At 63.9% G+C, this 25,557-nt stretch carries 28 protein-coding genes; 14 read left to right on the forward strand and 14 right to left on the reverse strand.

Annotated elements, in window-relative coordinates; translation table 11 throughout:
* The first annotated feature begins 177 nt into the window (after window positions 1-177).
* The 12 genes from L6D77_RS09865 to L6D77_RS09920 all read left to right on the forward strand — a co-directional run bounded on the left by L6D77_RS09865 (window position 178) and on the right by L6D77_RS09920 (window position 7,965).
* Entirely contained in the window at window positions 178-1,152 is a 975-nt protein-coding gene (locus L6D77_RS09865; protein WP_232883118.1) for a KpsF/GutQ family sugar-phosphate isomerase, read from the forward strand.
* Window positions 1,153-1,677: a KdsC family phosphatase gene (locus tag L6D77_RS09870; RefSeq protein WP_232883117.1), complete on the forward strand. Its 525-nt coding sequence runs from the start codon at window positions 1,153-1,155 to the stop codon at window positions 1,675-1,677. It abuts the gene before it with no gap.
* An 8-nt stretch (window positions 1,678-1,685) separates the two neighbouring features.
* On the forward strand, window positions 1,686-2,258 hold the full coding sequence (lptC, locus tag L6D77_RS09875) for an LPS export ABC transporter periplasmic protein LptC (RefSeq protein WP_232883116.1): 573 nt from the start codon (window positions 1,686-1,688) through the stop codon (window positions 2,256-2,258).
* On the forward strand, window positions 2,245-2,769 hold the full coding sequence (gene lptA / locus L6D77_RS09880; RefSeq protein ID WP_232883115.1) for a lipopolysaccharide transport periplasmic protein LptA: 525 nt from the start codon (window positions 2,245-2,247) through the stop codon (window positions 2,767-2,769). Before lptC ends, lptA begins: the two co-directional genes overlap by 14 nt.
* Window positions 2,770-3,495: an LPS export ABC transporter ATP-binding protein gene (gene lptB / locus L6D77_RS09885; RefSeq protein WP_011532417.1), complete on the forward strand. Its 726-nt coding sequence runs from the start codon at window positions 2,770-2,772 to the stop codon at window positions 3,493-3,495. It begins immediately after the preceding gene.
* A 185-nt stretch (window positions 3,496-3,680) separates the two neighbouring features.
* Complete coding sequence (locus L6D77_RS09890; protein ID WP_236170042.1) at window positions 3,681-5,174, forward strand: RNA polymerase factor sigma-54; 1,494 nt, start codon at window positions 3,681-3,683, stop codon at window positions 5,172-5,174.
* 78 nt (window positions 5,175-5,252) lie between these two features.
* A complete protein-coding gene (gene hpf / locus L6D77_RS09895) occupies window positions 5,253-5,561 on the forward strand; it encodes a ribosome hibernation-promoting factor, HPF/YfiA family (protein ID WP_110993432.1) in 309 nt (102 codons plus the stop codon).
* A 12-nt stretch (window positions 5,562-5,573) separates the two neighbouring features.
* The gene (ptsN, locus tag L6D77_RS09900) at window positions 5,574-6,038 is read left to right on the forward strand and encodes a PTS IIA-like nitrogen regulatory protein PtsN (RefSeq protein WP_232883113.1); all 465 of its coding nucleotides are present in this window, start codon (window positions 5,574-5,576) and stop codon (window positions 6,036-6,038) included.
* A 2-nt stretch (window positions 6,039-6,040) separates the two neighbouring features.
* Complete coding sequence (gene rapZ / locus L6D77_RS09905; RefSeq protein WP_232883112.1) at window positions 6,041-6,895, forward strand: RNase adapter RapZ; 855 nt, start codon at window positions 6,041-6,043, stop codon at window positions 6,893-6,895.
* Window positions 6,896-6,915: 20 nt separating this feature from the next.
* A complete protein-coding gene (locus L6D77_RS09910; protein WP_125860083.1) occupies window positions 6,916-7,188 on the forward strand; it encodes an HPr family phosphocarrier protein in 273 nt (90 codons plus the stop codon).
* Window positions 7,189-7,280: 92 nt separating this feature from the next.
* Complete coding sequence (locus L6D77_RS09915; protein WP_232883111.1) at window positions 7,281-7,652, forward strand: type II toxin-antitoxin system RelE/ParE family toxin; 372 nt, start codon at window positions 7,281-7,283, stop codon at window positions 7,650-7,652.
* Window positions 7,645-7,965 carry a helix-turn-helix domain-containing protein gene (locus tag L6D77_RS09920; RefSeq protein ID WP_232883110.1) on the forward strand — a complete coding sequence of 107 codons (321 nt, stop codon included), beginning with the start codon at window positions 7,645-7,647 and terminating at the stop codon, window positions 7,963-7,965. Before L6D77_RS09915 ends, L6D77_RS09920 begins: the two co-directional genes overlap by 8 nt.
* Before the next feature lie 3 nt (window positions 7,966-7,968).
* Here the strand turns inward: L6D77_RS09920 and L6D77_RS09925 are convergent, their stop codons facing one another.
* From L6D77_RS09925 to pmbA, 6 genes are all read right to left on the reverse strand, one after another.
* A complete protein-coding gene (locus L6D77_RS09925; protein ID WP_125861410.1) occupies window positions 7,969-8,862 on the reverse strand; it encodes a ZIP family metal transporter in 894 nt (297 codons plus the stop codon).
* Window positions 8,863-8,873: 11 nt separating this feature from the next.
* Window positions 8,874-9,485, reverse strand: a complete 612-nt coding sequence (locus L6D77_RS09930; protein ID WP_232883109.1) for a superoxide dismutase — start codon at window positions 9,483-9,485, stop codon at window positions 8,874-8,876.
* Window position 9,486: 1 nt separating this feature from the next.
* Window positions 9,487-9,948, reverse strand: a complete 462-nt coding sequence (locus L6D77_RS09935; RefSeq protein WP_232883108.1) for a DUF2753 domain-containing protein — start codon at window positions 9,946-9,948, stop codon at window positions 9,487-9,489.
* A gap of 25 nt (window positions 9,949-9,973) precedes the next feature.
* Window positions 9,974-11,350 carry a class II fumarate hydratase gene (locus L6D77_RS09940; RefSeq protein ID WP_232883107.1) on the reverse strand — a complete coding sequence of 459 codons (1,377 nt, stop codon included), beginning with the start codon at window positions 11,348-11,350 and terminating at the stop codon, window positions 9,974-9,976.
* The gene (locus L6D77_RS09945; RefSeq protein ID WP_153787407.1) at window positions 11,343-11,744 is read right to left on the reverse strand and encodes a FagA protein; all 402 of its coding nucleotides are present in this window, start codon (window positions 11,742-11,744) and stop codon (window positions 11,343-11,345) included. Before L6D77_RS09945 ends, L6D77_RS09940 begins: the two co-directional genes overlap by 8 nt.
* Window positions 11,745-11,883: 139 nt before the next feature.
* Entirely contained in the window at window positions 11,884-13,230 is a 1,347-nt protein-coding gene (gene pmbA, locus L6D77_RS09950) for a metalloprotease PmbA (protein WP_232883106.1), read from the reverse strand.
* Between the two features lie 109 nt (window positions 13,231-13,339).
* Here pmbA and yjgA point away from each other — a divergent pair, with 109 nt between their 5' ends.
* Window positions 13,340-13,861 carry a ribosome biogenesis factor YjgA gene (gene yjgA / locus L6D77_RS09955; protein ID WP_110993444.1) on the forward strand — a complete coding sequence of 174 codons (522 nt, stop codon included), beginning with the start codon at window positions 13,340-13,342 and terminating at the stop codon, window positions 13,859-13,861.
* Between the two features lie 122 nt (window positions 13,862-13,983).
* On the opposite strand, the gene tldD is transcribed toward yjgA, so the two are convergent.
* From tldD to mreB, 8 genes are all read right to left on the reverse strand, one after another.
* Window positions 13,984-15,423: a metalloprotease TldD gene (gene tldD, locus L6D77_RS09960; protein WP_232883105.1), complete on the reverse strand. Its 1,440-nt coding sequence runs from the start codon at window positions 15,421-15,423 to the stop codon at window positions 13,984-13,986.
* 2 nt (window positions 15,424-15,425) lie between these two features.
* Window positions 15,426-16,277, reverse strand: coding sequence for a carbon-nitrogen hydrolase family protein (locus tag L6D77_RS09965; protein ID WP_232883104.1), 852 nt, complete (start codon window positions 16,275-16,277; stop codon window positions 15,426-15,428).
* Between the two features lie 12 nt (window positions 16,278-16,289).
* Window positions 16,290-20,099: a YhdP family protein gene (locus L6D77_RS09970; RefSeq protein WP_232883103.1), complete on the reverse strand. Its 3,810-nt coding sequence runs from the start codon at window positions 20,097-20,099 to the stop codon at window positions 16,290-16,292.
* Window positions 20,100-20,187: 88 nt separating this feature from the next.
* Complete coding sequence (gene rng / locus L6D77_RS09975; RefSeq protein WP_232883102.1) at window positions 20,188-21,645, reverse strand: ribonuclease G; 1,458 nt, start codon at window positions 21,643-21,645, stop codon at window positions 20,188-20,190.
* Between the two features lie 53 nt (window positions 21,646-21,698).
* Window positions 21,699-22,298: a Maf family protein gene (locus L6D77_RS09980; RefSeq protein WP_232883101.1), complete on the reverse strand. Its 600-nt coding sequence runs from the start codon at window positions 22,296-22,298 to the stop codon at window positions 21,699-21,701.
* Between the two features lie 32 nt (window positions 22,299-22,330).
* Window positions 22,331-22,819: a rod shape-determining protein MreD gene (gene mreD / locus L6D77_RS09985; protein ID WP_110993450.1), complete on the reverse strand. Its 489-nt coding sequence runs from the start codon at window positions 22,817-22,819 to the stop codon at window positions 22,331-22,333.
* On the reverse strand, window positions 22,819-23,850 hold the full coding sequence (mreC, locus tag L6D77_RS09990) for a rod shape-determining protein MreC (protein WP_275094585.1): 1,032 nt from the start codon (window positions 23,848-23,850) through the stop codon (window positions 22,819-22,821). Before mreC ends, mreD begins: the two co-directional genes overlap by 1 nt.
* 167 nt (window positions 23,851-24,017) lie before the next feature.
* Window positions 24,018-25,055, reverse strand: coding sequence for a rod shape-determining protein MreB (mreB, locus tag L6D77_RS09995; protein WP_003255163.1), 1,038 nt, complete (start codon window positions 25,053-25,055; stop codon window positions 24,018-24,020).
* A 208-nt stretch (window positions 25,056-25,263) separates the two neighbouring features.
* Here mreB and gatC point away from each other — a divergent pair, with 208 nt between their 5' ends.
* A complete protein-coding gene (gene gatC, locus L6D77_RS10000) occupies window positions 25,264-25,551 on the forward strand; it encodes an Asp-tRNA(Asn)/Glu-tRNA(Gln) amidotransferase subunit GatC (protein ID WP_110993452.1) in 288 nt (95 codons plus the stop codon).
* The last annotated feature ends 6 nt before the right edge of the window (window positions 25,552-25,557 follow it).

A 25,557-nucleotide genomic window follows, 5' to 3' on the forward strand; every position in this document is an offset into this window, starting at 1 on the left:
GGCGGGCCGAACAGCGGCGAACTATAGCACCGCAGACGGTACGTCCCCAAGGCCGCGAATAGGGCTGTTCAGGTAGACGACAGCCTTGCAGTCGCTTCTTACGACAATCGAATGGATGAGCCTTTCACACATTGCGGCTATAATCGCCGCCTTTTCATCAGGCATTGCGTTTTCGACATGAGCCAATCCAGCGAGCTGATCCAATCCGCCCAGCGCACTTTGCGCCTGGAACTCGAGGCAGTGCAGGCACTGCTGGCCCGCATCGACGGTGATTTCGTCAAGGCCTGCGAGCTGATCCTGGCGAGCAAGGGCCGCGTGGTCGTGGTCGGCATGGGCAAGTCCGGGCATATCGGCAACAAGATCGCCGCCACCCTTGCCAGCACCGGCACGCCGGCATTTTTCGTGCACCCGGCCGAAGCCAGCCATGGCGACATGGGCATGATCACCCGCGACGATGTCATCCTGGCCCTGTCCAACTCGGGCAGCACCGCCGAAATCGTTACCCTGCTGCCGCTGATCAAGCGCCTGGGCATCCAGATGATCAGCCTGACCGGCAATCCGGACTCGCCGCTGGCGCAGGCCGCCGAGGTCAATCTGGACGCCAGCGTCGCCCAGGAGGCCTGCCCGCTCAACCTGGCGCCGACCTCTTCCACCACCGCCTCGCTGGCCCTGGGTGATGCACTGGCCATCGCCCTGCTCGAAGCACGCGGTTTCACCGCCGAAGACTTCGCCTTCTCCCACCCTGGCGGGGCACTGGGCCGCCGCTTGTTGCTGAAGGTCGAGAACGTGATGCATGCCGGCGACGAACTGCCCCAGGTGCAGCGCGGCACCCTGCTTAAAGACGCGCTGATCGAAATGTCACGCAAGGGCCTGGGCATGACCGTGGTGCTGGAGCAGGACGGCACGCTGGCCGGGATCTTCACCGACGGCGACCTGCGCCGCAGCCTCGATCGCAATATCGACGTGCACAAGACCCTCATCGATGAAGTCATGACCGTGCATGGCAAGACCGCGCGCGCCGAGATGCTCGCCGCCGAGGCCCTCAAGATCATGGAAGACCACAAGATCAGCGCACTGGTCGTTGTCGATCAGAGCGACCGGCCGACCGGCGCCCTGAACATGCACGACCTGCTGCGCGCCGGAGTGATGTAAATGAACCAGGACCTCATGCAACGCGCCAAGGCCATCAAACTGGCGGTGTTCGACGTCGACGGCGTGCTCACCGATGGCCGCCTGTACTTCCTCGAAGACGGCAGCGAGTTCAAGACCTTCAACACCCTCGACGGCCACGGCATCAAGATGCTCATGGCCGCTGGCGTCACCACGGCGATCATCAGCGGGCGCAAGACCCCGGTGGTCGAGCGCCGGGCGAAGAACCTCGGCATTCCGCACCTGTTCCAGGGCCGCGAGGACAAACTGGTGGTGCTGGACGGCCTGCTTGCCGAACTCAATCTAAGCTACGAACAGGTCGCCTATCTGGGTGACGACCTGCCCGACCTGCCGGTGATTCGCCGGGTAGGCCTGGGCATGGCGGTACACAATGCCGCACCGTTCGTTCGCCAGCACGCCCATGGCGTCACCCAGGCACGCGGTGGCGAAGGTGCCGCCCGTGAGTTCTGCGAACTGATCATGCAGGCCCAGGGCACCCTGGACGCTGCCAACGCCCACTATCTGTAAGGCCCACCATGTTCAGCAAGAAGATCCGAAATTTCGCGCTGCTTGGCGTGATAGCCGCCGTGCTGGTGGCCGTGGGCTACTGGAACATCAGCCCCGAGAGCTTCCTCGACAAGCCGGTCGCCCAGACCGACGAGAGCGCCATCGACTACTACGCGATCAACGCCCACAGCGTGCAGTTTTTGCCTGACGGCAAGCTGCAATACGAAATGACCGCGGACAAGGTCGAGCACCTGAAGGCCAGCGAAGTCACCCTGGTGACCACCCCCGACCTGCACATGTACCGTGGTACCGAGTACCCCTGGCATGTGCAGAGCGCGCGCGCCGAGGTCAACCCGGACGGCACCGAAGTTGAACTGATCGACAATGTGCGGGTTGCCCGCACCGACGAAAAGCAACGTGAAACCATCATTACCAGCACACGCATGACCGTGTTCCCGCAGAAGCAATATGCGCAGACCGAGCAAGCCGTTAGAATCGACGGCGCCGGTGGCACGACTACGGGCAAAGGAATGAAAGCGTATTTGAAAGAAGGCAGGGTGGACCTGCTCTCTAACGTAAGAGGACAGTATGAGGCTCGTTAAAACCATCCCCCTTCTGCTCAGCCTGGGCGTAGCACTGGGAAGCGCGAGCGCCTTCGCCCTGCCGAACGACCGTGACCAGCCAATCCGCATCCAGGCCGACAACGCGCACCTGGACGACAAGCAGGGCGTGGCCACCTACACCGGCGACGTGATCATCACCCAGGGTTCGATGATGATCAAAGGCAACACCGTGACCATGACCCGCGCCGCCAACGGCGACATCGACGTGGTCACCTCGGTGGGCAACCTGGCCTACTTCGAACAGCAACAGAGCGCCGCCAAGCCGGACAAGATGAAAGGCTGGGCCGTGACCATCCAGTACCAGGCGCAAAAAGAACTGGTCATTCTGACCGACCGCGCCAAGGTCGAGAACGAAGGCAACACCACCGAAGGCGAGAAGATCGTCTACAACACCAAGACCCAGGTGGCGACCGCCGGCCGCGGCGGCAATGTGACTGCACCACGTCAGCGTATCGACATGGTCATTCAACCGAAGAAAAAGGCCGAGTAAATGGCAACCCTCAAAGCCCAGCACCTGGCCAAGAGCTACAAGGGCCGACAAGTCGTTCGCGACGTCAGCCTGTCCATCGACAGCGGCCAGATCGTCGGTTTGCTCGGCCCCAACGGTGCCGGCAAGACCACCTGCTTCTACATGATCGTCGGCCTGGTCCAGGCCGATCAGGGCCGGGTACTGATCGACAGCCTTGATGTCAGCCACCAGCCCATGCATGGCCGCGCCCAGGCCGGCATCGGCTACCTGCCGCAGGAAGCCTCGATCTTCCGCAAGCTGTCGGTGGCCGACAACATCATGGCCATCCTCGAGACCCGCAAGGACCTCGACCGCGACGGCCGCCGCAAGGAGCTGGAAAGCCTGCTGCAGGAGTTCCACATCAGCCACATCCGCGACAACCTCGGCATGAGCCTCTCCGGTGGTGAACGCCGCCGTGTGGAGATCGCCCGCGCCCTGGCCACCGCGCCCAAGTTCATCCTGCTGGACGAACCGTTCGCGGGCGTCGACCCGATCTCGGTGGGCGACATCAAGCAGATCATCCACCACCTCAAGAACAAGGGGATCGGCGTGCTGATCACCGACCACAACGTTCGCGAGACGCTCGATATTTGTGAAACGGCCTACATCGTCAACGATGGTCAACTGATCGCCGAGGGCGATGCCGAGACCATCCTGGCCAACCAGTTGGTCAAGGAGGTCTACCTGGGTCACGAGTTCCGCCTCTGATCCAGGGCCCGCCTGGAGCACTGGCGCACCGGCCCGATCAGGGCTTAAGTGTTACTGTGCTCTAGGCAAGCGCTAGAATTTCAGGCATACGAGTTGCATAAGAACTTGCTTAAAATCGGCGCCCAGCGCCCTACAGGTAGTAGATGGCGCATGTGCGCCGGCTAACAAGGTATTAAGCCCCTGCCATGAAACCATCGCTCGTCCTAAAAATGGGCCAGCAACTGACGATGACCCCGCAGTTGCAACAGGCCATTCGTCTGCTTCAGCTTTCCACCCTGGACCTACAGCAGGAAATCCAGGAGGCGCTGGAATCCAATCCGATGCTCGAACGCCAGGAAGACGGCGACGACTTCGACAACAGCGACCCGATGGCGGACAACGCCGAGAGCAAACCGGTCGCCGAAGCCCAGGACACCAGCTTCCAGGAAACCACTGGCAACACCGAGACCCTGGAAGAAGGCGAGTGGGCCGAGCGCATTCCCAACGAACTGCCTGTCGACACCGCCTGGGAAGACATCTACCAGACCAGCGCCAGCAGCCTGCCCAGCAACGATGATGACGAGTGGGACTTCACCACCCGCACCTCCGTGGGCGAGAGCCTGCAGAGCCACCTGCTCTGGCAGCTCAACCTCGCGCCGATGTCCGACACCGACCGGTTGATTGCCGTCACCCTGATCGACAGCATCAACGGCCAGGGCTACCTGGAAGACACCCTCGAGGAAATCTGCGCCGGCTTCGACCCCGAGCTCGATATCGAGCTGGACGAGGTAGAGGCCGTGCTGCACCGCATCCAGCAGTTCGAACCCGCCGGCATCGGCGCCCGCACGCTGGGCGAATGCCTGCTCTTGCAACTGCGCCAGCTGCCAGCCTCGACGCCGTGGATGAGCGAAGCCCAGCGCCTGGTCAACGACTATATCGACCTGCTCGGCAGCCGTGACTACAGCCAGCTGATGCGCCGCATGAAGCTCAAGGAAGACGAACTGCGCCAGGTCATCGAGCTGGTGCAGACGCTCAACCCACGCCCTGGCTCACAGATCGAGTCGAGCGAACCCGAATATGTCGTGCCTGACGTTATCGTGCGCAAGGACAGCGAGCGCTGGCTGGTCGAGCTCAATCAGGAAGCCGTACCGCGCCTGCGGGTCAACCCGCAGTACGCAGGCTTCGTGCGCCGTGCCGACACCAGCGCCGACAACACCTTCATGCGCAACCAGTTGCAGGAAGCGCGCTGGTTCATCAAGAGCCTGCAAAGCCGCAACGAAACCCTGATGAAAGTGGCGACCCAGATCGTCGAACACCAGCGTGGCTTCCTGGACCACGGTGACGAAGCCATGAAGCCATTGGTGCTGCACGACATCGCCGAGGCGGTGGGCATGCATGAGTCGACCATTTCCCGGGTCACCACCCAGAAATACATGCACACCCCGCGTGGCATCTACGAGCTGAAATACTTTTTCTCGAGCCACGTGAGCACCTCCGAAGGCGGCGAATGCTCGTCCACGGCAATCCGCGCAATCATCAAGAAGCTGGTCGCGGCGGAAAATCAGAAAAAGCCATTGAGTGACAGTAAGATCGCTGGTTTACTGGAGGCACAAGGCATCCAGGTAGCCCGTCGCACCGTCGCCAAGTACCGCGAATCGTTGGGCATAGCGCCTTCGAGTGAGCGCAAGCGACTGATGTAGCCCCTGGGCAAGCCATAGCGTTTCAGTGGCAGGTGCAATACCTGCCTCTTTATGCACGGGCAACAAAGGAGAAGCTGTATGCAAGTCAACATCAGTGGACAGCATGTAGAAGTCACCCAACCACTGCGCGATTACGTGCTCGAGAAGCTCGCCCGACTGGAGGGTCATTTCGACAAGATCACCAACGTGACGGTGATCATGAAAGTCGAGAAGCTGCAGCAGAAGGTTGAAGCCACGCTCCAGATACCCGGTGGCGAAGTCGTTGCCAATGCCGAACACCAAGACATGTATGCTGCGATCGACGCGCTTGCCGACAAGCTCGACCGCCAACTGAAAAAACACAAGGAAAAACAGCAAAGCCTGCTGCAAGGCGCAGCCGCCCGCTGATCCCCCTCATCCATGATCCGACTTGAAACCATCCTGACCCCCGGCCGTTCCCTTGTGAACGTGCCGGGCGGCAGTAAGAAGCGCGCCCTCGAAAAGGTCGCCACTGTAATTGCCGAGCAAATCCCAGAGCTCGAGATGCAAGACGTCTTCGAGAAGCTGATTGCCCGCGAGAAACTCGGCTCCACCGGTTTTGGCAATGGCATCGCCATTCCCCACTGCAGGCTCGAGGGCTGCACAGCGCCCGTCAGTGCCCTGCTGCACCTGGAAGCCCCCATCGACTACGACGCCATCGATGGCGCGCCCGTGGACCTGCTGTTCGTCCTGCTGGTCCCTGAAGCCGCGACCGATGCGCACCTTGAATTGCTGCGCCAGATCGCCAGCATGCTCGATCGCGAGGATGTGCGTAAGCGCCTGCGTGCTGCCAGCAGCAACGAAGCGCTCTACCAGGTGGTCCTGGACGTCCAGAACGAGGCCTGAACATGCGCCTGATCATCGTCAGCGGCCGCTCCGGCTCGGGTAAGAGCACCGCCCTCGACGTGCTAGAAGACAACGGCTACTACTGCATCGACAACCTGCCTGCCGGGTTGTTGCCGCAGCTGGCGGAAAACGCGCTGATCAACACCGAGTTGCAACAGCCCAAAGTGGCTGTTTCCATCGATGCGCGCAACCTGCCCAGCCACCTGACACGCTTCCCGGAACTGCTGGAAGAGGCACGTGCCCGGCATATCCAGTGCGATGTCCTGTATCTGGACGCTGACGAAGAAACACTGCTCAAACGCTTTTCCGAAACCCGTCGCCGCCACCCGCTGACCAACGCCAACCGTTCGCTGGCCGAGGCCATCCGGGTGGAAAGCGAGCTGCTGGGCCCCATCGCCGACCTGGCTGACCTGAAGATCGACACCACCCGCCTGAATCTTTACCAGCTGCGTGACTCGATCAAGCTGCGCCTGCTCAACCAGCCGGAGCCTGGCACCGCCTTCCTGGTCGAATCCTTCGGTTTCAAGCGTGGCATGCCGGTGGATGCCGACCTGGTGTTCGACGTGCGCTGCCTGCCCAACCCCTACTGGAAACCGGAACTTCGTGATCACTCCGGGCTCGAACAGCCGGTGATCGACTACCTGGCCGCCCAGCCGGACGTCGACGAGATGTTCCAGGACATCTCCAGCTACCTGCTCAAATGGCTGCCTCGCTTCGCCGCCAGCAACCGTGCTTACGTCACCATCGCCATCGGCTGCACTGGCGGCCACCACCGCTCGGTGTACATCACCGAACGGCTCGGCCAGGTGCTCCAGCAATCCCTGAAAAACGTCCAGGTTCGCCACCGCGACCTCTAGCCCACAGGATCCGCCCCACGATGCCCGCCCGCGAAATCACCATCATCAACAAGCTGGGCCTGCATGCCCGGGCGGCAGCCAAGTTCGTCGGCGTGGCCGGGCGCTTCCCCTGCCAGGTACGGGTCGGCCGCGCACCGGACAAACTGGTGGACGGCAAGAGCATCATGGCGGTGATGATGCTCGCCGCCGGCAAGGGCACCCAGGTGCATCTGCTCACCGAAGGCGAGCAGGACAACGACGCCCTTGAAGCGCTGGTGGCGCTGATCAACAACTTCTTCGACGAAGGCGAGTAATTCTCCCCGCGTAACATTCGCTACCAATTGTCGGCGTGTGAGATCCTGCGATTGTCTCTATACCAATATGGGTATAGATTCGAGGCGATCTCATGGAAGCGATCAAGAATTTCAAACGCCTGTTCTGGGTTGGCAGCTCCCGAAAGGATATCCAGGCACTCCCAGCTGATGACCAGGATGTTTTCGGTTTTGCTCTGTATCAGGCTCAGGAAGGCGGCAAGCACTGCCAGGCAAAGGTGCTTAAGGGGTTTTCAGGCGGCGGTGTGCTCGAGGTGGTCGAAGACCATCACGGCGACACCTATCGTGCGGTCTACACCATCAGCCTGGTCGAAGCGGTTTACGTGCTGCACTGTTTCCAGAAGAAGTCCCGCAGCGGCATCAAAACCTCAAAGCATGACGTGGATTTGATCCATGCCCGCTTGAAGCTGGCACAGGCTCACTCGAAGGGGATAACACATGATTGAAATCGAAGAAGGCACAGATAACGTCTATGCCGACCTGCACAGCGCCGACGCCAGCGAGATGCTGGTCAAGGCCCGCCTGGCCAGCAAGATCTGCAGCATCATCAAGGCACGCCAGCTCACTCAACTGCAGGCTGCAGAGCTGCTTGGCCTGAGCCAACCCAAGGTCTCCGCCCTGACCCGCGGCAAATTCCGTGGCATCAGCGAAAGCAAGATGATTGACTGCCTCGCCCGCCTGGGCCGGGACGTGCAGATCGTGATCAAGGAAGCCCCCCAGACCCGGCGCGAAGGCCGGGTGGAAGTGATTTTCGCCTGACACTCAGGACATCGCCGTATCCATCACCATCATCAGGCAGAAGCCCACGCACAGCCCCAGGCTCGCCAGGCGATGATGCCCATTGCTGCGTGACTCGGGAATGATCTCCTGGGTCACCACCAGCAACATCGCCCCCGCCGCGCAGGCCAGGCCCAACGGCAACAGCAGTTCGGCAATGTTCACCAACCAGGCGCAGATCACCGCCGCCAAGGGCTCGACCAGCCCGGACGCGGCACCGATCAGGAACGCCTTGAAGCGCGGCATCCCGGCGCCCGCCAACACCAGCGCAATCACCAAGCCTTCTGGCACATCCTGAAGGGCAATGCCCATGGCCAGGCTGTCGGCATCGGCCATGCCGCCCCCGGCAGACACGCCAATGGCCATGCCTTCGGGAATGTTGTGGGCGATGATGGCAATGACGAACAGCCAGATCCGCGCAGCGATCACTGGCTGCTGCCCGGTACCGACCAGCGCTTCGGGAGACGCCCCGGAAACCCTGAGGTCGACCAGAAACAGGCACAACGCGCCGAACAGCAGGCCGCCGCTGATCAAGCCACCGGCGCCCCAGGGGCTGTAGCCGATGGCCTGGGCCGCCTCCAGCCCCGGGATGATCAGCGAGAACGCGGTGGCGGCCAGCATTACCCCGGCGCCAAAGCCGAGCAAGGTATCGGCCAGCGCCACCGGCATGTTGCGAATCACCAACACCGGTACCGCGCCCAATGCCGTGCCTAGTGCGCACAATGCACCGCCCTCCAGGGCGCGCAGCATGCGCGGTTCCAGGTCCAGCCAGGCGATGCCGCGCGCCACCAGCAGCGCGGTGCCAACCAGCAACAGCAAGGTCCCAAGCGCCAGGCGGAACAGGCGCACACTGCTGACAGACATCACCTCGGAGCGCATACCGGTTCGACTCACTTCAGGGTTTCAAGGTAGCGGCGTTCCACTTCGGCCCAGTCGACCACATTGTAGAAAGCACCAATGTATTCGGGGCGACGGTTCTGGTACTTCAGGTAGTAGGCATGCTCCCACACGTCGAGCCCCAGGATCGGCGTGTTGCCGTGCATCAGCGGGCTGTCCTGGTTGCCGCTGCTTTCCACCACCAGTGTTTTCGCCGGCGTGACGCTGAGCCAGGCCCAGCCACTGCCGAAGCGGCTCAGCGCAGCCTTGGTGAAGGCGTCCTTGAATGCCGCGAAACCACCCAACTGGGCATCAATGGCCTTGGCCACCTCACCCTGGGGTTCGCCACCGCCCTTGGGCGACATGACGGTCCAGAACAGCGTGTGGTTGGCATGACCGCCGCCCTGGTTGATCACTGCCCCTTGCAGCTGCTCGGGCAACTGCTTGACCGCGCCCACCAGCTGTTCCACCGGCCATTCGGCCCACTCGGTGCCTTCGATGGCGGCATTGAGGTTGTTGATGTAGGTCTGGTGGTGCTTGCTGTGGTGGATCTCCATGGTCTGAGTATCGATGTGCGGCTCCAGCGCATCGTAGGCATAAGGCAGTGCAGGCAAGGTATGGGGCATGTCAGTGGATTCCGTGAGCAGGTGTACGAAGCGTGAGGTCCGTTTGCGCGACCAGTTCGCTGGTAGCCGGCGCCTGGCGATTGAGCAGGCGCTCGGTGCGCGGGTACTGGCCGTATTCGGCGATGAAGCTCAGCAATTCGGTGTAGGTGCGCGCGCTGTGGCGCAACGCGGCATCGCGCAGCGCCTGTGGCAGGCGTTGCTCCTGGCTGGCCTGGAGCAATGCCTGGTGCGCAGCGCACAGGTAGTCGGCGCTTTCGTGCGGCTGGTTAAGCCGCAGGTGCAGGTCGGCCAGGTTGTGATGGGCGATGACCAGCGCGGCCACCGCCTCATCGACGTCATGCCAGCGCTCGAACAGCACCTGGGCCAGGGCCAGCGCCTGCAGGTAGTGTTCCCGGGCATCGACCAGCTCGCCCTGGTCGAACAGGCGATTGGCGTTTTGCGTGGTGCGTCTCCAGTGCTGCATGACGTGCCTCCTGGGCAGCCTTGGCTCAGATGCCGCCGGCGGTGAGTTTTTCCGGGTCCAGCAGTGCTTCGAGCTGGTCGCGGGACAGGTCGGTGTGCTCCAGCGCCACGTCGATCACCGGGCGCCCCTGCTTGTAGGCGGTCTTGGCGATTTCGGCAGCCTTGAGGTAACCGATGATCGGGTTCAACGCGGTGACCAGGATCGGGTTGCGCGACAACGCTTCCTTGAGCTTGCCTTCATTGACCTTGAACGTCGCGATAGCCTTGTCGGCCAGCAGGCGGCTGACGTTGGCCATCAGCTCGATGCTTTCCAGCAGGTTGCGGGCGATCACCGGCAGCATCACATTGAGCTCGAAGTTGCCCGACTGCCCGGCCACGGCAATGGTGGCGTCGTTGCCGATCACTTGCGCCGCGACCATCGCGGTGGCCTCCGGGATCACCGGGTTGACCTTGCCCGGCATGATCGACGAACCCGGCTGCAGGCCCTGCAGCTCGATTTCACCGAGGCCGGCCAGCGGGCCGGAGTTCATCCAGCGCAAGTCGTTGGCGATCTTCATCAGCGCCACGGCGGTGGTCTTGAGCTGGCCGGACAACGCCACGGCGGTGTCCTGGGAACCGATCAGGGCGAACAGGTTCTGGCCTGGGGTGAACTCGACCTGGGTAAGGCCGCTCAACTGGCGAGCGAAGCCAGCCGCGAACTGCGGGTGGGCATTGATCCCGGTGCCAACGGCGGTGCCACCCTGGGCCAGCGCCTGCACGCTTGGCAGCGTGGCCTCGACATGGGCCTGGGCCCCTTTGATCTGCGCCGCCCAGCCCTCGAGCACCTGGCTCATGCGCACCGGCATGGCATCCATCAGGTGGGTGCGGCCGGTCTTGACGTACTTGTGCACTTCGACGGCTTTGGCCTCGATCACCTGGACCAGGTGGCGCAGGGCCGGCAGCAGCTGCTCATGCAGGGCCAGGGCGGCGCTGACGTGAATGGTGGTAGGGATGATGTCGTTGCTGCTCTGGCCGCAGTTGACGTGATCGTTGGCGTTGACCTGCTCGCCGAGCACACGGCTGGCCAGGGTGGCGATCACCTCGTTGGCGTTCATGTTCGAACTGGTGCCGGAGCCGGTCTGGAACACATCCACCGGGAAATGCTGGATGAAATCCTCGGCCAGCAGCTGCTCCACGGCCTTGACGATCGCCCCCCCTTGCTCCGGGCTCAGCTGCTGCAGTTCGACGTTGGCCTTGGCCGCGGCCGCCTTGGCCAGCAGCAGGGCACGGATGAACTGGGCCGGCATCGGCTTGCCGCTGACCGGGAAGTTGTCGACCGCGCGTTGGGTCTGGGCGCCGTACAGGGCCTGGGCCGGCACCTGCAGTTCACCCATGCTGTCACGCTCGATACGGGTATCACTCATCTTCAAGTCCTTGCATCAGTTCTTCGGGAGAAATCGACGGCAACAGCACACAGGTGGCCAGTTGCATCGCAAAGGGTTGCCAGCGCTCGTTATGCGCCTGGCGGTCGAGGTTGCGCAGGTCGAGCAACGGCCGCCACGCCTGGTCGAGGCACAGGCAGCGCCAGTGCCAGGGCAGCATGCGGTCGCAGGCGGTATCCAGCAGCAGGCGGAAAGACGTCATTGCCACCGTCCATGGCGAGGTCTCGGTGCAGCACACCAGGTAACGGCCTTCGGCCAGGTAGTGCTCGATCAGGCGTGGCTCGTCGGGCTCCAGGGCGCAACGAATACGCCGGCTGAGCCAGCGCCAGTTTTCCAGGTAGGGCAGTTCGTGGAGGACGGTTTTCATGAAGATCATCGCCGGGTGACTGGGTAATGATATTCATTATTAATTGATAAATAGAATCAATTCAAGGTAGCCGAAAGGCAAATAAAAACCCGACACGATGGCCGGGTCTTTTATCTGGCTTTGCAATCAGCCGCGTGGGAGCGGCAGGTCAGCTACCCGCCACGGTCATCCGCTCGATCAGCACAGAGCCACTGTGGATATTGCTACGCGTTTCAATATCGCTGCCAATCGCCACGATTTGCTGGAACATGTCTTTCATATTGCCGGCGATGGTCACTTCCTGCACCGCATGCTGGATCTCGCCGTTCTCTACCCAGAAGCCCGCCGCACCACGGGAATAATCCCCGGTGACCATGTTCAGGCCATGCCCCATCAGCTCGGTGACCAGCAGGCCGCGCCCCATGCGGCGGATCAACGCCGCCTGGTCCTCGACCCCATGGGTGACGAACAGGTTGTGCACGCCGCCGGAGTTGGCGGTACTCGGCAGCCCCAGCTTGCGTCCGGAATAGGTGCCGAGGATGTACGACACCAGCTCCCCCTTGTCGACGAACGGCTTGGCGTAGGTGGCCAGGCCGTCACCGTCAAACGAGGCGCTGCCCAGCGCTCGGGGCAGGTGCGGGCGCTCATCCAGGGTCAGCCAGGTAGGGAACAGCCGCTGGCCGAGGGTGCCTTCGAGGAACGACGACTTACGGTACAGGTTGCCGCCGGAGATCGCCGACAGGAAGCTGCCGAACAGCCCGCCCGCCAGCTCGGCGCTGAACAGCACCGGCACTTCGCAGGTTGGCACCGGTCGGGCCCCCAGGCGGCTGGCGGCGCGCTGCGCGGCACGCTGGCCAATGCTGCGCGGGTCGGCCAGCAGCTGGCCCTGGCGATTGACGTCGTACCAGTAGTCACGCTGCATCTGCCCGCCACCCTCGGCGATCATCACGCAGCTCAGGCTGTGGCGGGTGGAGGCATAGCCGCCGATAAAGCCATGGCTGTTACCGTACACCCGCACGCCCTGGTGGGTATTGAGGGTGGTGCCATCGGCATTGAGGATGCGCGGGTCAGCATCGAAGGCGGCAGCCTCGCAGGCCAACGCCATCTCGATGGCTTTTTCCGGCTCGATGTCCCAGTCGTGGTACAGATCGAGGTCGGGCATCTCGCGGGCCATCAGCGCCGCATCGGCCAGGCCCGAGCAATCGTCTTCGGACGTATGCTTGGCGATGGCCAGTGCCGCCGCGACCGTCTCGCGGATCGCCTCAGGGCCGCTGGCCGAGGTGCTGGCCGAGCCCTTGCGCTGGCCAACGTAGAGGGTGATGCCGAAGCCCTGGTCGCGGTTGAACTCGACGGTCTCGACTTCGCGCTGGCGCACACTGGTGGACAGGCCCTGCTCCAGCGACACCGCCACTTCGCAGGCGCTGGCGCCCTGGCGGCGCGCTTCGGCGACGATCGCTTCGACCTGTTCCTGCAACGCCGGCAGGTCCTTGGGGCCTACGCTCTGGACTGCACTCATGGTTCTCTCCACTGAAAATTCTGCGTACGGCTTGGGTCATTCTACGACCGGGCCGGACAAGCGGCCCCCGACTGGTTATCATGGCGGCGATTTCTTGCGGACGGCCCCCATGGTTGATTCTTACGACGACGCCTTCGATGGCGAAAAAAGCAAAACCCAGATCAAGCGCGAGCTGCATGCGCTGGTCGAACTCGGTGAGCGCCTCACCACCCTCAAGGCCGACACCCTGGCGCGCCTGCCGCTGACCGACGAGCTGCGCAAGGCGCTGGCCGAGGCCAGCAAGCACGTGGCGCACGGTGCCCGTAAACGCCACATGTCGTTCGTCGGCAAGCTGATGCGCGTGCAGGACCTGGACGCCATCCATGCCGTGCTCGACCAGATCGACAGCTCGACCCGTCAGTACAACGAGCGCTTCCATAACCTGGAGCGCTGGCGCGACCGCCTGATCGACGGTAACGACGAGGACCTCGAGCGCTTCGTCAACGAGTACCCCGACACCGACCGCCAGCAACTGCGCTCGCTGATCCGTCACGCCCAGCACGAAAAGGCGCGGAACAAGCCGCCTGCTGCCATGCGTAAAGTGTTCAAGTACATCCGCGAGCTCGACGAGACCCAGCGCGGCCTGCGCTGAGCCTCCTTTTTTGGGGCTGCTGCGCAGCCTATCGCGGCACAAGGCCGCTCCTACAGGGAACGCGTACAACTGTAGGAGCGGCCTTGTGCCGCGAAAGGACCGCAAAGCGGTCCCCAAAGCCCTCAAGCCCCAGTACCGCCCACGGTAATGGCATCCAGCTTCAAGGTCGGCTGGCCAACGCCCACCGGCACCGACTGCCCATCCTTCCCGCACGTCCCCACACCGCTGTCCAGCGCCAGGTCATTACCGACCATCGACACCCGGCTCATCGCCTCCGGGCCATTGCCGATCAGCGTGGCGCCCTTGACCGGCGCGGTAATCTTGCCGTCCTCGATCAGGTAGGCCTCGCTGGTGGAGAACACGAACTTGCCACTGGTGATGTCCACCTGGCCACCGCCAAGGTTGGCGCAATAGATGCCCTTCTTCACCGAGGCGATGATCTCCTGCGGGTCGCTGTCGCCGGCACGCATGTAGGTGTTGGTCATGCGCGGCATCGGCAGGTGGGCGTAGGATTCGCGACGGCCGTTACCGGTCACCGCCATGCCCATCAGGCGGGCGTTGAGCTTGTCCTGCATGTAGCCCTTGAGGATGCCGTTCTCGATCAGCGTGGTGCACTCGGTGGGGGTGCCTTCGTCGTCGACGCTCAGCGAACCGCGGCGCCCTTCCAGGGTGCCATCATCGACGATGGTGCACAGGCTCGACGCCACCTTCTCACCGATGCGCCCGCTGAACGCCGAGCTGCCCTTGCGGTTGAAGTCGCCTTCCAGGCCATGGCCGACCGCTTCGTGCAGCAGCACGCCGGACCAGCCCGAGCCCAGCACCACTGGCAGGGTACCCGCCGGCGCAGGGATCGCTTCGAGGTTGACCAACGCCTGGCGCAGTGCCTCGCGGGCATAACCCATCACCCGCTCTTCGGTGAAATAGCGGTAGTCGGTACGCCCGCCACCGCCCTGCCCGCCGCGCTCGCGACGGCCGTTCTGCTCGACGATCACGCTGACGTTGAAACGCACCAGCGGCCGAATGTCGGCCGCCAGGCTGCCATCGGCGGCGGCGATCAGGATGCGCTCCCACACCCCGGCCATGCTCACGCTGACCTGCTGGATCCGCGGATCGAGCGCACGGGTGGCGGCATCGACGCGCTTGAGCAGCTCGACTTTCTCGGCGCGGCTGAGCACGTCCAAAGGGTTGTCCTGTGCGTACAGCGCGGTCACGTCCTGGCTGCGGAACGCCTGCACCTTGCCGTTCTGCCCGGCGCGGGAGATCGAACGGGCGGCGCGGGCGGCAGAAGTCAGGGCTTCAAGGTTGATCGCGTTGCTGTAGGCGAAACCGGTTTTTTCACCGGACTGGGCACGTACGCCCACGCCCTGGTCGAGGTTGAAGCTGCCTTCTTTGACGATGCCGTCTTCCAGCGCCCAGGTTTCCGAGATCTGGCCCTGGAAATACAGGTCTGCCGCATCGATACCGGGGCCCGCCAACTCACCCAGCACCGTCTGCAGGCTGTCGAGGGTCAATCCGCCCGGGGCCAGGAGCTGCTCACTGACGGTGGATAACATCTGGCTCATAGTCACTCCGAGGTGTGCGCAGGCCGCAAGGCGTCCTGCGGGAAAAAGCGCCGGTGGGTAACCACCGGCATGCGCGCCCGTATGGACGCCTGTTCTTCGCTGTCGCGCGTAGCCAGCAATACCGCTTCGCCGCGCGCCTGTTGCGCGACGATTCGCCCCCAAGGGTCGACGATCGCCGCCTGGCCGTGGGTTTCCCGCGGCCCTGGATGCATGCCGCCCTGGGCGGCGGCCAGTACATAGCACTGGGTCTCGATGGCCCGCGCACGAATCAGCACTTCCCAGTGCGCCGCGCCGGTCACCGCGGTGAACGCCGCTGGCGCACTGATCAGCTCGGCGCCGGCAGCGCGCAGGGCGCTGTACAGCTCGGGAAAGCGCAGGTCGTAGCACACCGACAACCCCAGCCGCCCCACTGGCGTGTCGGCCACCACCACCTGGCTGCCATGGGCGTAGTCGTCCGACTCGCGGTAGCGGCCACGGTTGTCGGCCACATCCACATCGAAAAGGTGCAGCTTGTCGTAGCGCGCGGCGATCTCGCCGTGCTCATCGATCAGCAGCGAGCAGGCGTGGGATTTTGCCTCGGGCTGGCCGACCGGTGGCAGCGGCAGTGTGCCGGCGACAATCCATAACTTGAGGTCGCGGGCCGTGCGTTTCAACCACGGCAGGATCGGGCCCTCGCCCAGGGCTTCGGCCCGCCCGATGGCGGCGGCGTCGCGCCGGCCCATGGCCGCGAAGTTCTCCGGCAGCACCGCCAGCCGCGCACCGCCCGCAGCCGCCTGCTCGAGCAGCGCACCGGCCCGTTGCAGGTTGGCCAGCACATCGTCCTGGCTGACCATCTGGATCACCGCTGACTTCATTGCAACCCCGGGTTATTTATCAAAAGGTTTCACAAAGGTGATTTTAGGCTCTTTCACCGGGCCCTCGACGCGGTAATGCACGCTGGCGAAACGCGCCACACGGTCGCCGATCAGGCGATCGACCAGGAACAGCGCCCCGCCCACCGCCGGCGCACCGATGATCAGCGCGGCCAGCGGCAGGTTGTTGGTCACCGGTAGCGTCACCATCAGGTTGGCGTCGACCCGGTCGCGCGCCAGGTCCAGGGTGCCATCGAGCTCGAAGTTGCTCGACGGGCCAGTGACGGTGATCGGCTCGCGGGTCACGTACACCCCCTCGCTCGCCACCAGCAGGCCTTTCACCCGGTCATAGGCCAGGCCTTTGCTGAACAGGTCGGAGAAGTCCAGGCGCAGGCGCCGGCCAATCGAGTTGAAGTTGAGCAGGCCGAACACCCGCAGGGCCTGGGCACTGCCTTCGACTTCGACGAACTGGCCAGAACGCAGCGCCGCGTCGAGGCTGCCCGAATAGCGATTGAGGCTCACCCAGGCCGGCGAACCGGGCCAGCGGCCGTCCACGTCCATGCGGAAGTCGCGGCTGGTCACGGTGGGGGCGAAGCCCCAGGCCTTGAGCACATCGCCCAGGTCCTTGCCGTCCAGGCGGCCCTTGTACCAGCTCGACGTGCGGCCGGGCTCACCCTCCCAACCGCCACTGCCATCGATGTGCAGGCCCTTGAGGTCCAGATCGACGTCGCTGAGGGCGATACCACGGGGCGCCTGGCGCAGTTTCAGGGTGGCGCTGCCGAACAGGTCGTCGCCCCGGTACAGCTTGTCGATGGTCAGGTCCAGCGGCGGCACATTGCGCGGGTCGACGCTGGCCAGCGGGTCCGGGGCGTTCTCCGGCTGGGCCTCGTTCGGGTCGGCGGGCGGCAGGCGCAGTGACTGCAGGCGGATGTTCAGCGGCACGCCCTTGGCATCGGGAATGCGTGCATTGCCAATCACTTCCTTGCTGTCCAGGCGCAGGTCCCAGGCCGGGCCTCCGCGCGCCAGGCGCACCACGGCCTGGTTGAGGTCCATGCCGAACGCCTTGAGCTGGCCGATACTCAGGTCGACGCTCTGCAGGTTCTGCCGTGCACTGCCGCCCGGGTCCTGCCCGGCCAGGCGCGACATCTGCGCCTGCCAGGGGGCCAGGTCCAGCGCTTCGAGCCGCCCGCGCACACGCAAGCCCTGGCCACTGGGCGGGCTGGCCTCGCCGCTGCCCAGCAACAACTCGCCGCGGCCCTGAGTGAGCTTGTCGGCAGGCGCCACGTAGGCAAAGCGGGCCAGGTCTGCATAAGCCGCGTCGATGCGCCGCTCCGGGCCTTGCAATGTCAGGCTGAAGCGGCTGTCGCGGGTATCCGCGGCGGCCTTGCCGAAGGGCGCCGGCAGGTCGATGGCCAGGCCCTTGAGCGAAGAGTTGACGCTCAGCCGGTTATCCTGGCTGCCCAGCATCAATTGCAACTGATACGGCAGGTCACCCGACGCGGGCAGCGCCTGCTGGAACTGCAACCAGTCGGTCAGCGCCTTGAGGCCCACCTGGCCGCTGGCGGTGATGCGGCTCTGGATCTGGCCATTCTTGCCTTCCGCGGCGATCTGCGCCGTGACCGGTTTGCCGAATGCCTGCAGGGCGATGTCCTTGCCGCTCAGCCCCTTGTCGTAATCGAAGCTGAAATCGCCTTTGAGGCGGCTCAGCTCCAGGGCTGGTGGCGCCACCTTCAGCGTGGCGTTGGCGGTTGCGAAGTCCACCAGCACCTTGGGCCGCTGGCCATGTTCCAGGGGAATGTCCAGCTTGACCTTTCCCTTGAGCGGCCCCTCGCCTTCCCAGCCGGCGAAGATCGCCCCCGTGCCTATGGGTGCGTCCTTGAGAATTTTCAGGCCGTCGCCGAGGCTGCCGTCGAAGTCGCCATCCAGGTAAAGGTGGCTGTGCTGCCCCGCGTCGACGTGGGGAATATTGACGCGCACATCACTGACCTTGGTGTCCAGCAACATGCCGCGCTGGGCATTGACGCGAACACCGCTGTCTTCGATGAACACCTCGCCGTCCACCTGCTGCACCTGCGGCCAGCCCGGCTGGAAGTCCAGGGCTGCGTCATGCACCTTGAAGAACAGGCTGATGTCGCGGGCATGTGGCGGCGCGCCATGGTTGAGCGAGCCCTGGTACTGGAAGTAGCCTTCGTCGACGTTGCCCTTGACGATGGCACTGCGCAGCCATTCGTCGAGTGCCGGGCTGAGCACCTCGGGCAGGTACTTGGCGGTGTAGCGGCCATCACCCTCGGTCATGCCGACACGCAGGTCCATGTAGTCCTCACGGCCCTCTTCGAACAGCAGCCGGATCAGGAAATCGGCCGCGATCTTGCCTTCCTCGCCCAGCACCTTGATGTAGGGGGCGATCAGCGTGAAGCCTTCCTTGTCGAGTTTCCAGGTCAGGCGGGCGTTGGCCTGCTGGTAGTGCCAGGGTTTGGCGAAGATCGGGTACAGGTGCAGCATGAACGCCTCGGTATCCAGGCGTAGCTCACCCTGGCCCAGGTCACCGCTGATGGCGCCGCTGACATTACCCGCCGCAGGTGCTCCGTGATAGGCGTCAAAACCAACCTTCTCCAGGTTGGCGGCGAACTGCACACGCTGGTCGCCTTCGGCCTTGGGGCGGATGTCCAGGCGTACATTGCGCAAGGCACCGGTGACCTTGAGGGCATCGACCACGGTCCTGAGGTTGTCCGGTAGCGGCGCCAGGGCGTCGATCAGCGGCGTCAGCGGTGTCAGGTCGAGGCGATCGGCCTGGACCTGCCAGGACTCCTCGGCCGGGGTCTGCCCTGTGCGCTGCGCCAACTGCAGGTGGGACTCCCAACGGGTCTTGCCCATGTTCGCGGCAAGCGAATCCACAGCAACGTCGAAACCGTCGTTGCGGCGCTGGAACCAGGCCGACAACGCCACGTTGTCGAGGGCGACCGCCTTACGCTCGCTGTAGGCCCCCTTGAGTTGCGGTGCATTGAGGCGCACCACGGCGTGTTGCAACTGGCCCTTGCTCCAGTCGACCCAGAACTCCCCCCCAGCCCGCAGGGTATCGGCTTGCCACTGGCCCAGCAGTTGCGGCGGCAGCCACCGCGCCCAGTCACTCTGCGGCAGGCTGAGGTAGGCTTCGACCTGGCCATCGCGCCAGGCCTTGGCGGAGGCCCGGCTGCGCAGGCTAACGGCCAGCGGCTGGCCATCGGGCAAGGTGGCGCGCAGGTCCAGGCGCTGGCGCGAGGCACCGGCCTGCAGGCCGAGGCTGACATAGGTGAGGGTGAGCGGTTCGCGCTGCCAGGGGTGCAGGGTGACCTGGCTGTCGAACAGGTCGATCCGGCCCAACTGGCGCAGGCGCTTGAGCGCATCCGCCGGGTCGAGTGGCGCATCGTCCTTGTGCGGCAAGCCCTCCAGGGCCCAGGCGCCCTGCTGGTTTTCGCGCAGGATCAACTGCAAACCACCGAGCTGGATGCGCGCCAGGCGCAGTTCGCGCGCCTTGAGGCTGGCCCACAGGTCCGGCACCAGCTTGACGTCGTCCAGGCGCAAGGCGCCAGCGCCTTCACCCAATTGCAGATCGCGCACCCGCAGCACCGGGGCCAAGCCGCTCCAACGGCCTTCCAGCGCACCCACATGCACAGGCAGGCCCAAGGCCTGTTCGGCCTTGAGCTCGGCATCCACACGGTATTCGGCGACCAACGGTATCAGTTGCCGGCCGAGGCTGACATACAGCGCCACCAGCACCGCCAGCAGGGCGCAAATTGCCAACCCCCAGCGGGTCAAGGCGCCCAGAACGCGGGTCAGACGCTCCATGGCCAAGGCCCTCCAAGTCGTCCACTAACTATGGCCGGTGAATAGCGCTTTGCCAGCCCGTCCCTGGGGCAGCTGCGTTCAGTGACGGTCAGAGCAGCACCACATCGTATTGTTCCTGGGAATACATGGACTCGACCTGGAAGCGGATGGTTCGCCCGATGAAGGCCTCGAGTTCCGCGACATTACCCGACTCTTCGTCCAACAGCCGGTCGACCACCTTCTGGTTGGCCAGTACCCGATAGCCCTCGGCCTGGTAGGCACGGGCTTCGCGAAGAATCTCGCGGAAGATCTCGTAGCAGATGGTCTCGGGCGTCTTCAGCTTGCCGCGCCCCTGGCAGGCAGCGCACGGCTCGCACAGCACCTGTTCGAGGCTCTCGCGGGTGCGCTTGCGGGTCATCTGCACCAGGCCCAACTCGGTGATGCCGATGATGTTGGTCTTGGCGTGGTCGCGCTCCAGCTGCTTTTCCAGCGTTCGCAATACCTGGCGCTGGTGTTCTTCGTCTTCCATGTCGATGAAGTCGATGATGATGATCCCGCCGATGTTGCGCAGGCGTAGCTGGCGGGCAATGGCCGTGGCCGCTTCGAGGTTGGTCTTGAAAATCGTCTCTTCGAGGTTGCGATGGCCAACGAAGGCGCCGGTGTTGACGTCGATGGTGGTCATGGCTTCCGCCGGGTCAACCACCAGGTAACCACCGGACTTGAGCGGCACCTTGCGCTCCAGGGCACGCTGGATTTCATCCTCGACGCCATACAGGTCGAAAATCGGCCGCTCGCCCGGGTAGTGCTCGAGGCGGTCGGCGATCTCCGGCATCAGCTCGCCGACGAACTGCGTGGTCTTCTGGAAGGTTTCCCGCGAATCGATGCGGATCTTCTCGATCTTGGCGTTGACCAGGTCGCGCAACGTACGCAGCGCCAGGCCCAGGTCTTCATAGATCACCGTGGGGGCGCCACAGGTCTTGATCTGCGAACCGATCTGCTCCCACAGGCGGCGCAGGTAGCGGATGTCCTGGAGAATGTCCTCGGCGCGCGCACCTTCGGCGGCGGTGCGCAGGATGAACCCGCCGGCGTCCTTCATTTCTTCCTGGGCCATGCAATCGGTGACCACCTGTTTAAGGCGCTCACGCTCGGCTTCTTCCTCGATCTTCAGCGAGATACCGACATGGCTGCTGCGTGGCATGTACACCAGGTAGCGCGACGGGATCGACAGCTGGGTGGTCAGGCGTGCGCCCTTTGAGCCGATGGGGTCCTTGGTCACTTGCACCACCAGTGCCTGCCCTTCATGCACCAGCGCAGTGATGGTCTCTACCGCCGAGCCTTCGCGCAGGGAAATCTCCGAGGCATGGATGAACGCGGCCCGCTCCAGGCCGATATCGACGAACGCCGCCTGCATGCCCGGCAACACCCGTACCACCTTGCCTTTATAGATATTGCCGACGATGCCGCGGCGCTGGGTGCGCTCTACGTGCACCTCCTGCAGGACACCGTTCTCCACCACTGCCACGCGTGACTCCATCGGGGTGATGTTGATCAGGATCTCTTCACTCATGGCAGGCTCTCGTCAAGGTTTTCGGTAATGATGGATCGCTGCGGTGTGGCTGGCTAGCGCGGTGTCGAACCCTCATGCGGCTGCCAGACAGCAATGGCGAATTGCTCCAGCAGCTCGGCGGTCTCGCTCAGGGGCAGGCCGACCACGGCCGAATAGCTGCCTTCGATACCGCTGACGAACACCGCACCCAGGCCCTGGATGGCATAGCCCCCGGCCTTGTCATGCGGCTCGCCGCTTTCCCAATAGCGCAGGGCTTCTTCGAAGGAGATGGCGCGAAAGCGCACGCTGGTGCTGACGCAGCGGCTGACACTGCGTTGGCCATCGGTCAGGGCCACGGCGGTGAGCACCTGGTGCTCGCGCTTGGACAGGTCGCCGAGCATGGCCAAAAAATCTTCTCGATCTTGCGGCTTGCCAAGAATCTCACCATCGAGCACCACCGTGGTGTCCGCCCCCAGCACCACGCCGTTACCGTCGGTGTGGCCGAAACCGGCCACCGCCTTGGCCTGGGCCAGGCGCTCGACATAAGCGGCCGGGGCTTCGCCGGGAAGTGGGGTTTCATCGATGGGGGCACTGACGACCGTGAACGGCACGCCGATCTGTGTCAGCAGTTCACGGCGGCGCGGCGAGCCGGAGGCCAGGTAAAGGTGAGGCATGTGGACATCTCCCTGTCAGTGGCAGCGCTACATCAATGAATGTGCAAACGCACGCGCAAACCGCGCAGGGCGAAGCTGACCCACGGCCAGAGCAAGGCACTGATCACCGCCGACCAGACCAGCGCCAGCGTTGGCAGGCGGTTGCCGGTCAGGGCGCTGAGCCACAGCTGGATCAGCTGGGCGATGCCGAAGATCACCAGGATCACCAGGCTCTGCTGCCACATGGGGAACATGCGCAGGCGCTGCTGCAGCGACAGTACGAGGAACGTGATGAGGGTCAGGATAAGTGCGTTCTGCCCCAGCAACGTGCCGTACAGCACGTCTTCTGCCAGGCCCAGCACGAAGGCGGTGGTCATGCCGACCTTGGTGGGCACGGTGAGGGTCCAGAACGCCAGGAGCAACGCCAGCCACATGGGCCGGAATACTTCCATGAACTGCGGCATCGGCGAGACGCTGAGCAACAGGCCGACGGCAAAGGTCAGCCAGATGGCCCAGCCGTTTCTGCTACGGGTGCTGGCCATTATTGCCTCCGGGGTTGAGCGGGCGCTGCGGCCGGGTGAGCCGGGGCCGTAGCGTTTGCGGCAGGTGCCGGGGCGGCAGCTGGCGCAGGCTGCGTGGCATTGGCCGCCGGTGGCGTTGTCGGGGCCACAGGGGCCTGGCCATGGTTGGCGCCCTGGCGGTCGGCTTCTTCCTGGGCAATCGCCGCTTCCGTTGCACGCTCTTCCGGGGTACGCCGATCACTGAACACCAGCAGCATGTAGCGGCTGCGGTTGAGCGCGGCGGTCGGGATGGCGCGGACGATGGCGAACGGCTGGCCGGAATCGTGGATCACTTCGTTGACCGTGGCCACCGGGTAGCCCGCTGGGAAGCGCTGGCCCATGCCGGAGCTGACCAGCAGGTCGCCTTCCTTGACGTCGGCGGTGTCGGCCACATGGCGCAGTTCCAGGCGTTCCGGGTTGCCAGTACCGCTGGCGATGGCGCGCAGGCCATTGCGATTGACCTGCACCGGAATGCTATGGGTGGTATCGGTGAGCAGCAGCACCCGCGAGGTGTACGGCATCAGCTCGACCACCTGGCCCATCAGGCCACGGGCATCGAGCACCGGCTGGCCGAGGAACACGCCGTCACGCTCGCCCTTGTTGATCAGGATGCGGTGGGTGAACGGGTTGGGGTCGACACCGATCAGCTCGGCAACCTCGACCTTCTCGTTGACCAGCGCCGAGGAATTGAGCAGCTCACGCAGGCGCACGTTCTGCTCGGTCAGGGCCGCCAGCTTCTGCAAGCGCCCCTGCAGCAGCAAGGCTTCGGTCTTGAGTTTCTCGTTCTCGGCAATCAGCTCGGTGCGGCTGCCAAACTGGCCGGCCACACCCTGCCACATACGCTGCGGCAGGTCGGTGATCCAGTAGGATTCCATCAACACCAGGCCCATCTGGCTGCGCACGGGCTTGAGCAGGTCGAAACGCGAGTCGACCACCATCAGCGCGACGGACATCACCACCAGCACGAGCAGGCGCACGCCCAGCGAGGGGCCTTTGGAGAAAAGCGGTTTAATGGGCCGTTCCTCGCGGACGGCTCAGGAGGTCACTGAACATGGGGCAACGCACCGGCCTGCTTGCGGATTGACGAAAACGGCGCCCTTGCAGGCGCCAACCCAGCGCATACAGGTAGCACTGCGCGTGCTACCTGTAAACCGGGTTGATGTGACAGCAGCGTCAGGGCTCACTCGCTGGAGAGCAGGTCCATCGCGTGCTTGTCCATCATTTCCAGCGCACGGCCACCGCCGCGGGCGACGCAAGTCAGCGGGTCTTCGGCGACGATCACCGGCAGGCCGGTTTCCTGGGCCAGCAGCTTGTCCAGGTCGCGCAGCAGGGCGCCACCACCGGTCAGCACCAGGCCACGCTCGGCGATGTCCGAGGCCAGCTCCGGTGGCGACTGTTCCAGGGCGCTCTTGACCGCCTGGACGATGGTCGCCAGCGACTCTTGCAGGGCTTCGAGCACTTCGTTGGAGTTCAGGGTGAAGGCACGTGGCACGCCCTCGGCCAGGTTACGGCCACGGACGTCGACTTCGCGCACTTCGCCGCCTGGGTAGGCGGTGCCGATTTCCTGCTTGATGCGCTCGGCGGTGGATTCGCCGATCAGGCTGCCGTAGTTACGGCGCACATAGGTGACGATGGCTTCGTCGAAACGGTCACCGCCAACACGCACGGACTCGGCATAGACCACGCCGTTGAGCGAGATCAGGGCGATTTCGGTGGTACCACCACCAATATCGACGACCATCGAACCGCGGGCTTCTTCGACCGGCAGGCCGGCACCGATGGCAGCGGCCATCGGTTCTTCGATCAGGAACACTTCACGGGCACCGGCACCCAGGGCCGACTCGCGAATGGCGCGGCGCTCTACCTGGGTCGACTTGCACGGCACGCAGATCAGCACGCGAGGGCTGGGCTGCAGGAAGCTGTTTTCGTGAACCTTGTTGATGAAATACTGCAACATTTTTTCACAAACGCTGAAGTCGGCGATGACGCCATCTTTCATCGGACGAATGGCCGCGATGTTACCGGGCGTACGGCCCAGCATGCGCTTGGCTTCGGTACCGACAGCGACGACGCTTTTCTGGTTGCCGTGGGTACGGATGGCAACAACCGAGGGCTCATTCAGGACGATACCGCGCTCACGCACGTAAATAAGGGTGTTGGCAGTACCCAGGTCGATAGACAGATCGCTGGAAAACATGCCACGCAGTTTCTTGAACATGGGAAAGTGACCCTGGGGAAAGCGTGGGTAAAAAAGTGCGGCAAACTCTAACAATGGCAGGGATTTTGGGCAAGGAGCCAATATGTTAAATTGGCTGTTTTTCCGAGCATGCCTACCGATGATCGCGGCCCTTTGACCGCCAGAATCCTGACATGTTCCTCATTTTGTTAGCGGACAATTCCGTTCATCGTTCCCCCTGGAGATCCCCATGGCGCTGCAACGCTCCGACGTGGAAAAGATCGCCCATCTGGCCCGCCTGGGCCTGAATGAAGGCGAGCTGCCACGCATTACCGACGCCTTGAACAGCATTCTCGGGCTGGTCGACCAGATGCAAGCCGTCGACACCACTGGCATCGAACCCCTCGCCCACCCGCTGGAAACCACCCAGCGCCTGCGTCCCGACCAGGTCACCGAGAGCAATCAGCGCGACCAGTATCAAGCCGTCGCCCCGTCGACCGAGAACGGTCTGTACCTGGTTCCGAAAGTCATCGATTAAGGGATA

It is taken from the genome of Pseudomonas parasichuanensis (assembly GCF_021601385.1).
Classification (GTDB): Bacteria; Pseudomonadota; Gammaproteobacteria; order Pseudomonadales; family Pseudomonadaceae; genus Aquipseudomonas; species Aquipseudomonas parasichuanensis.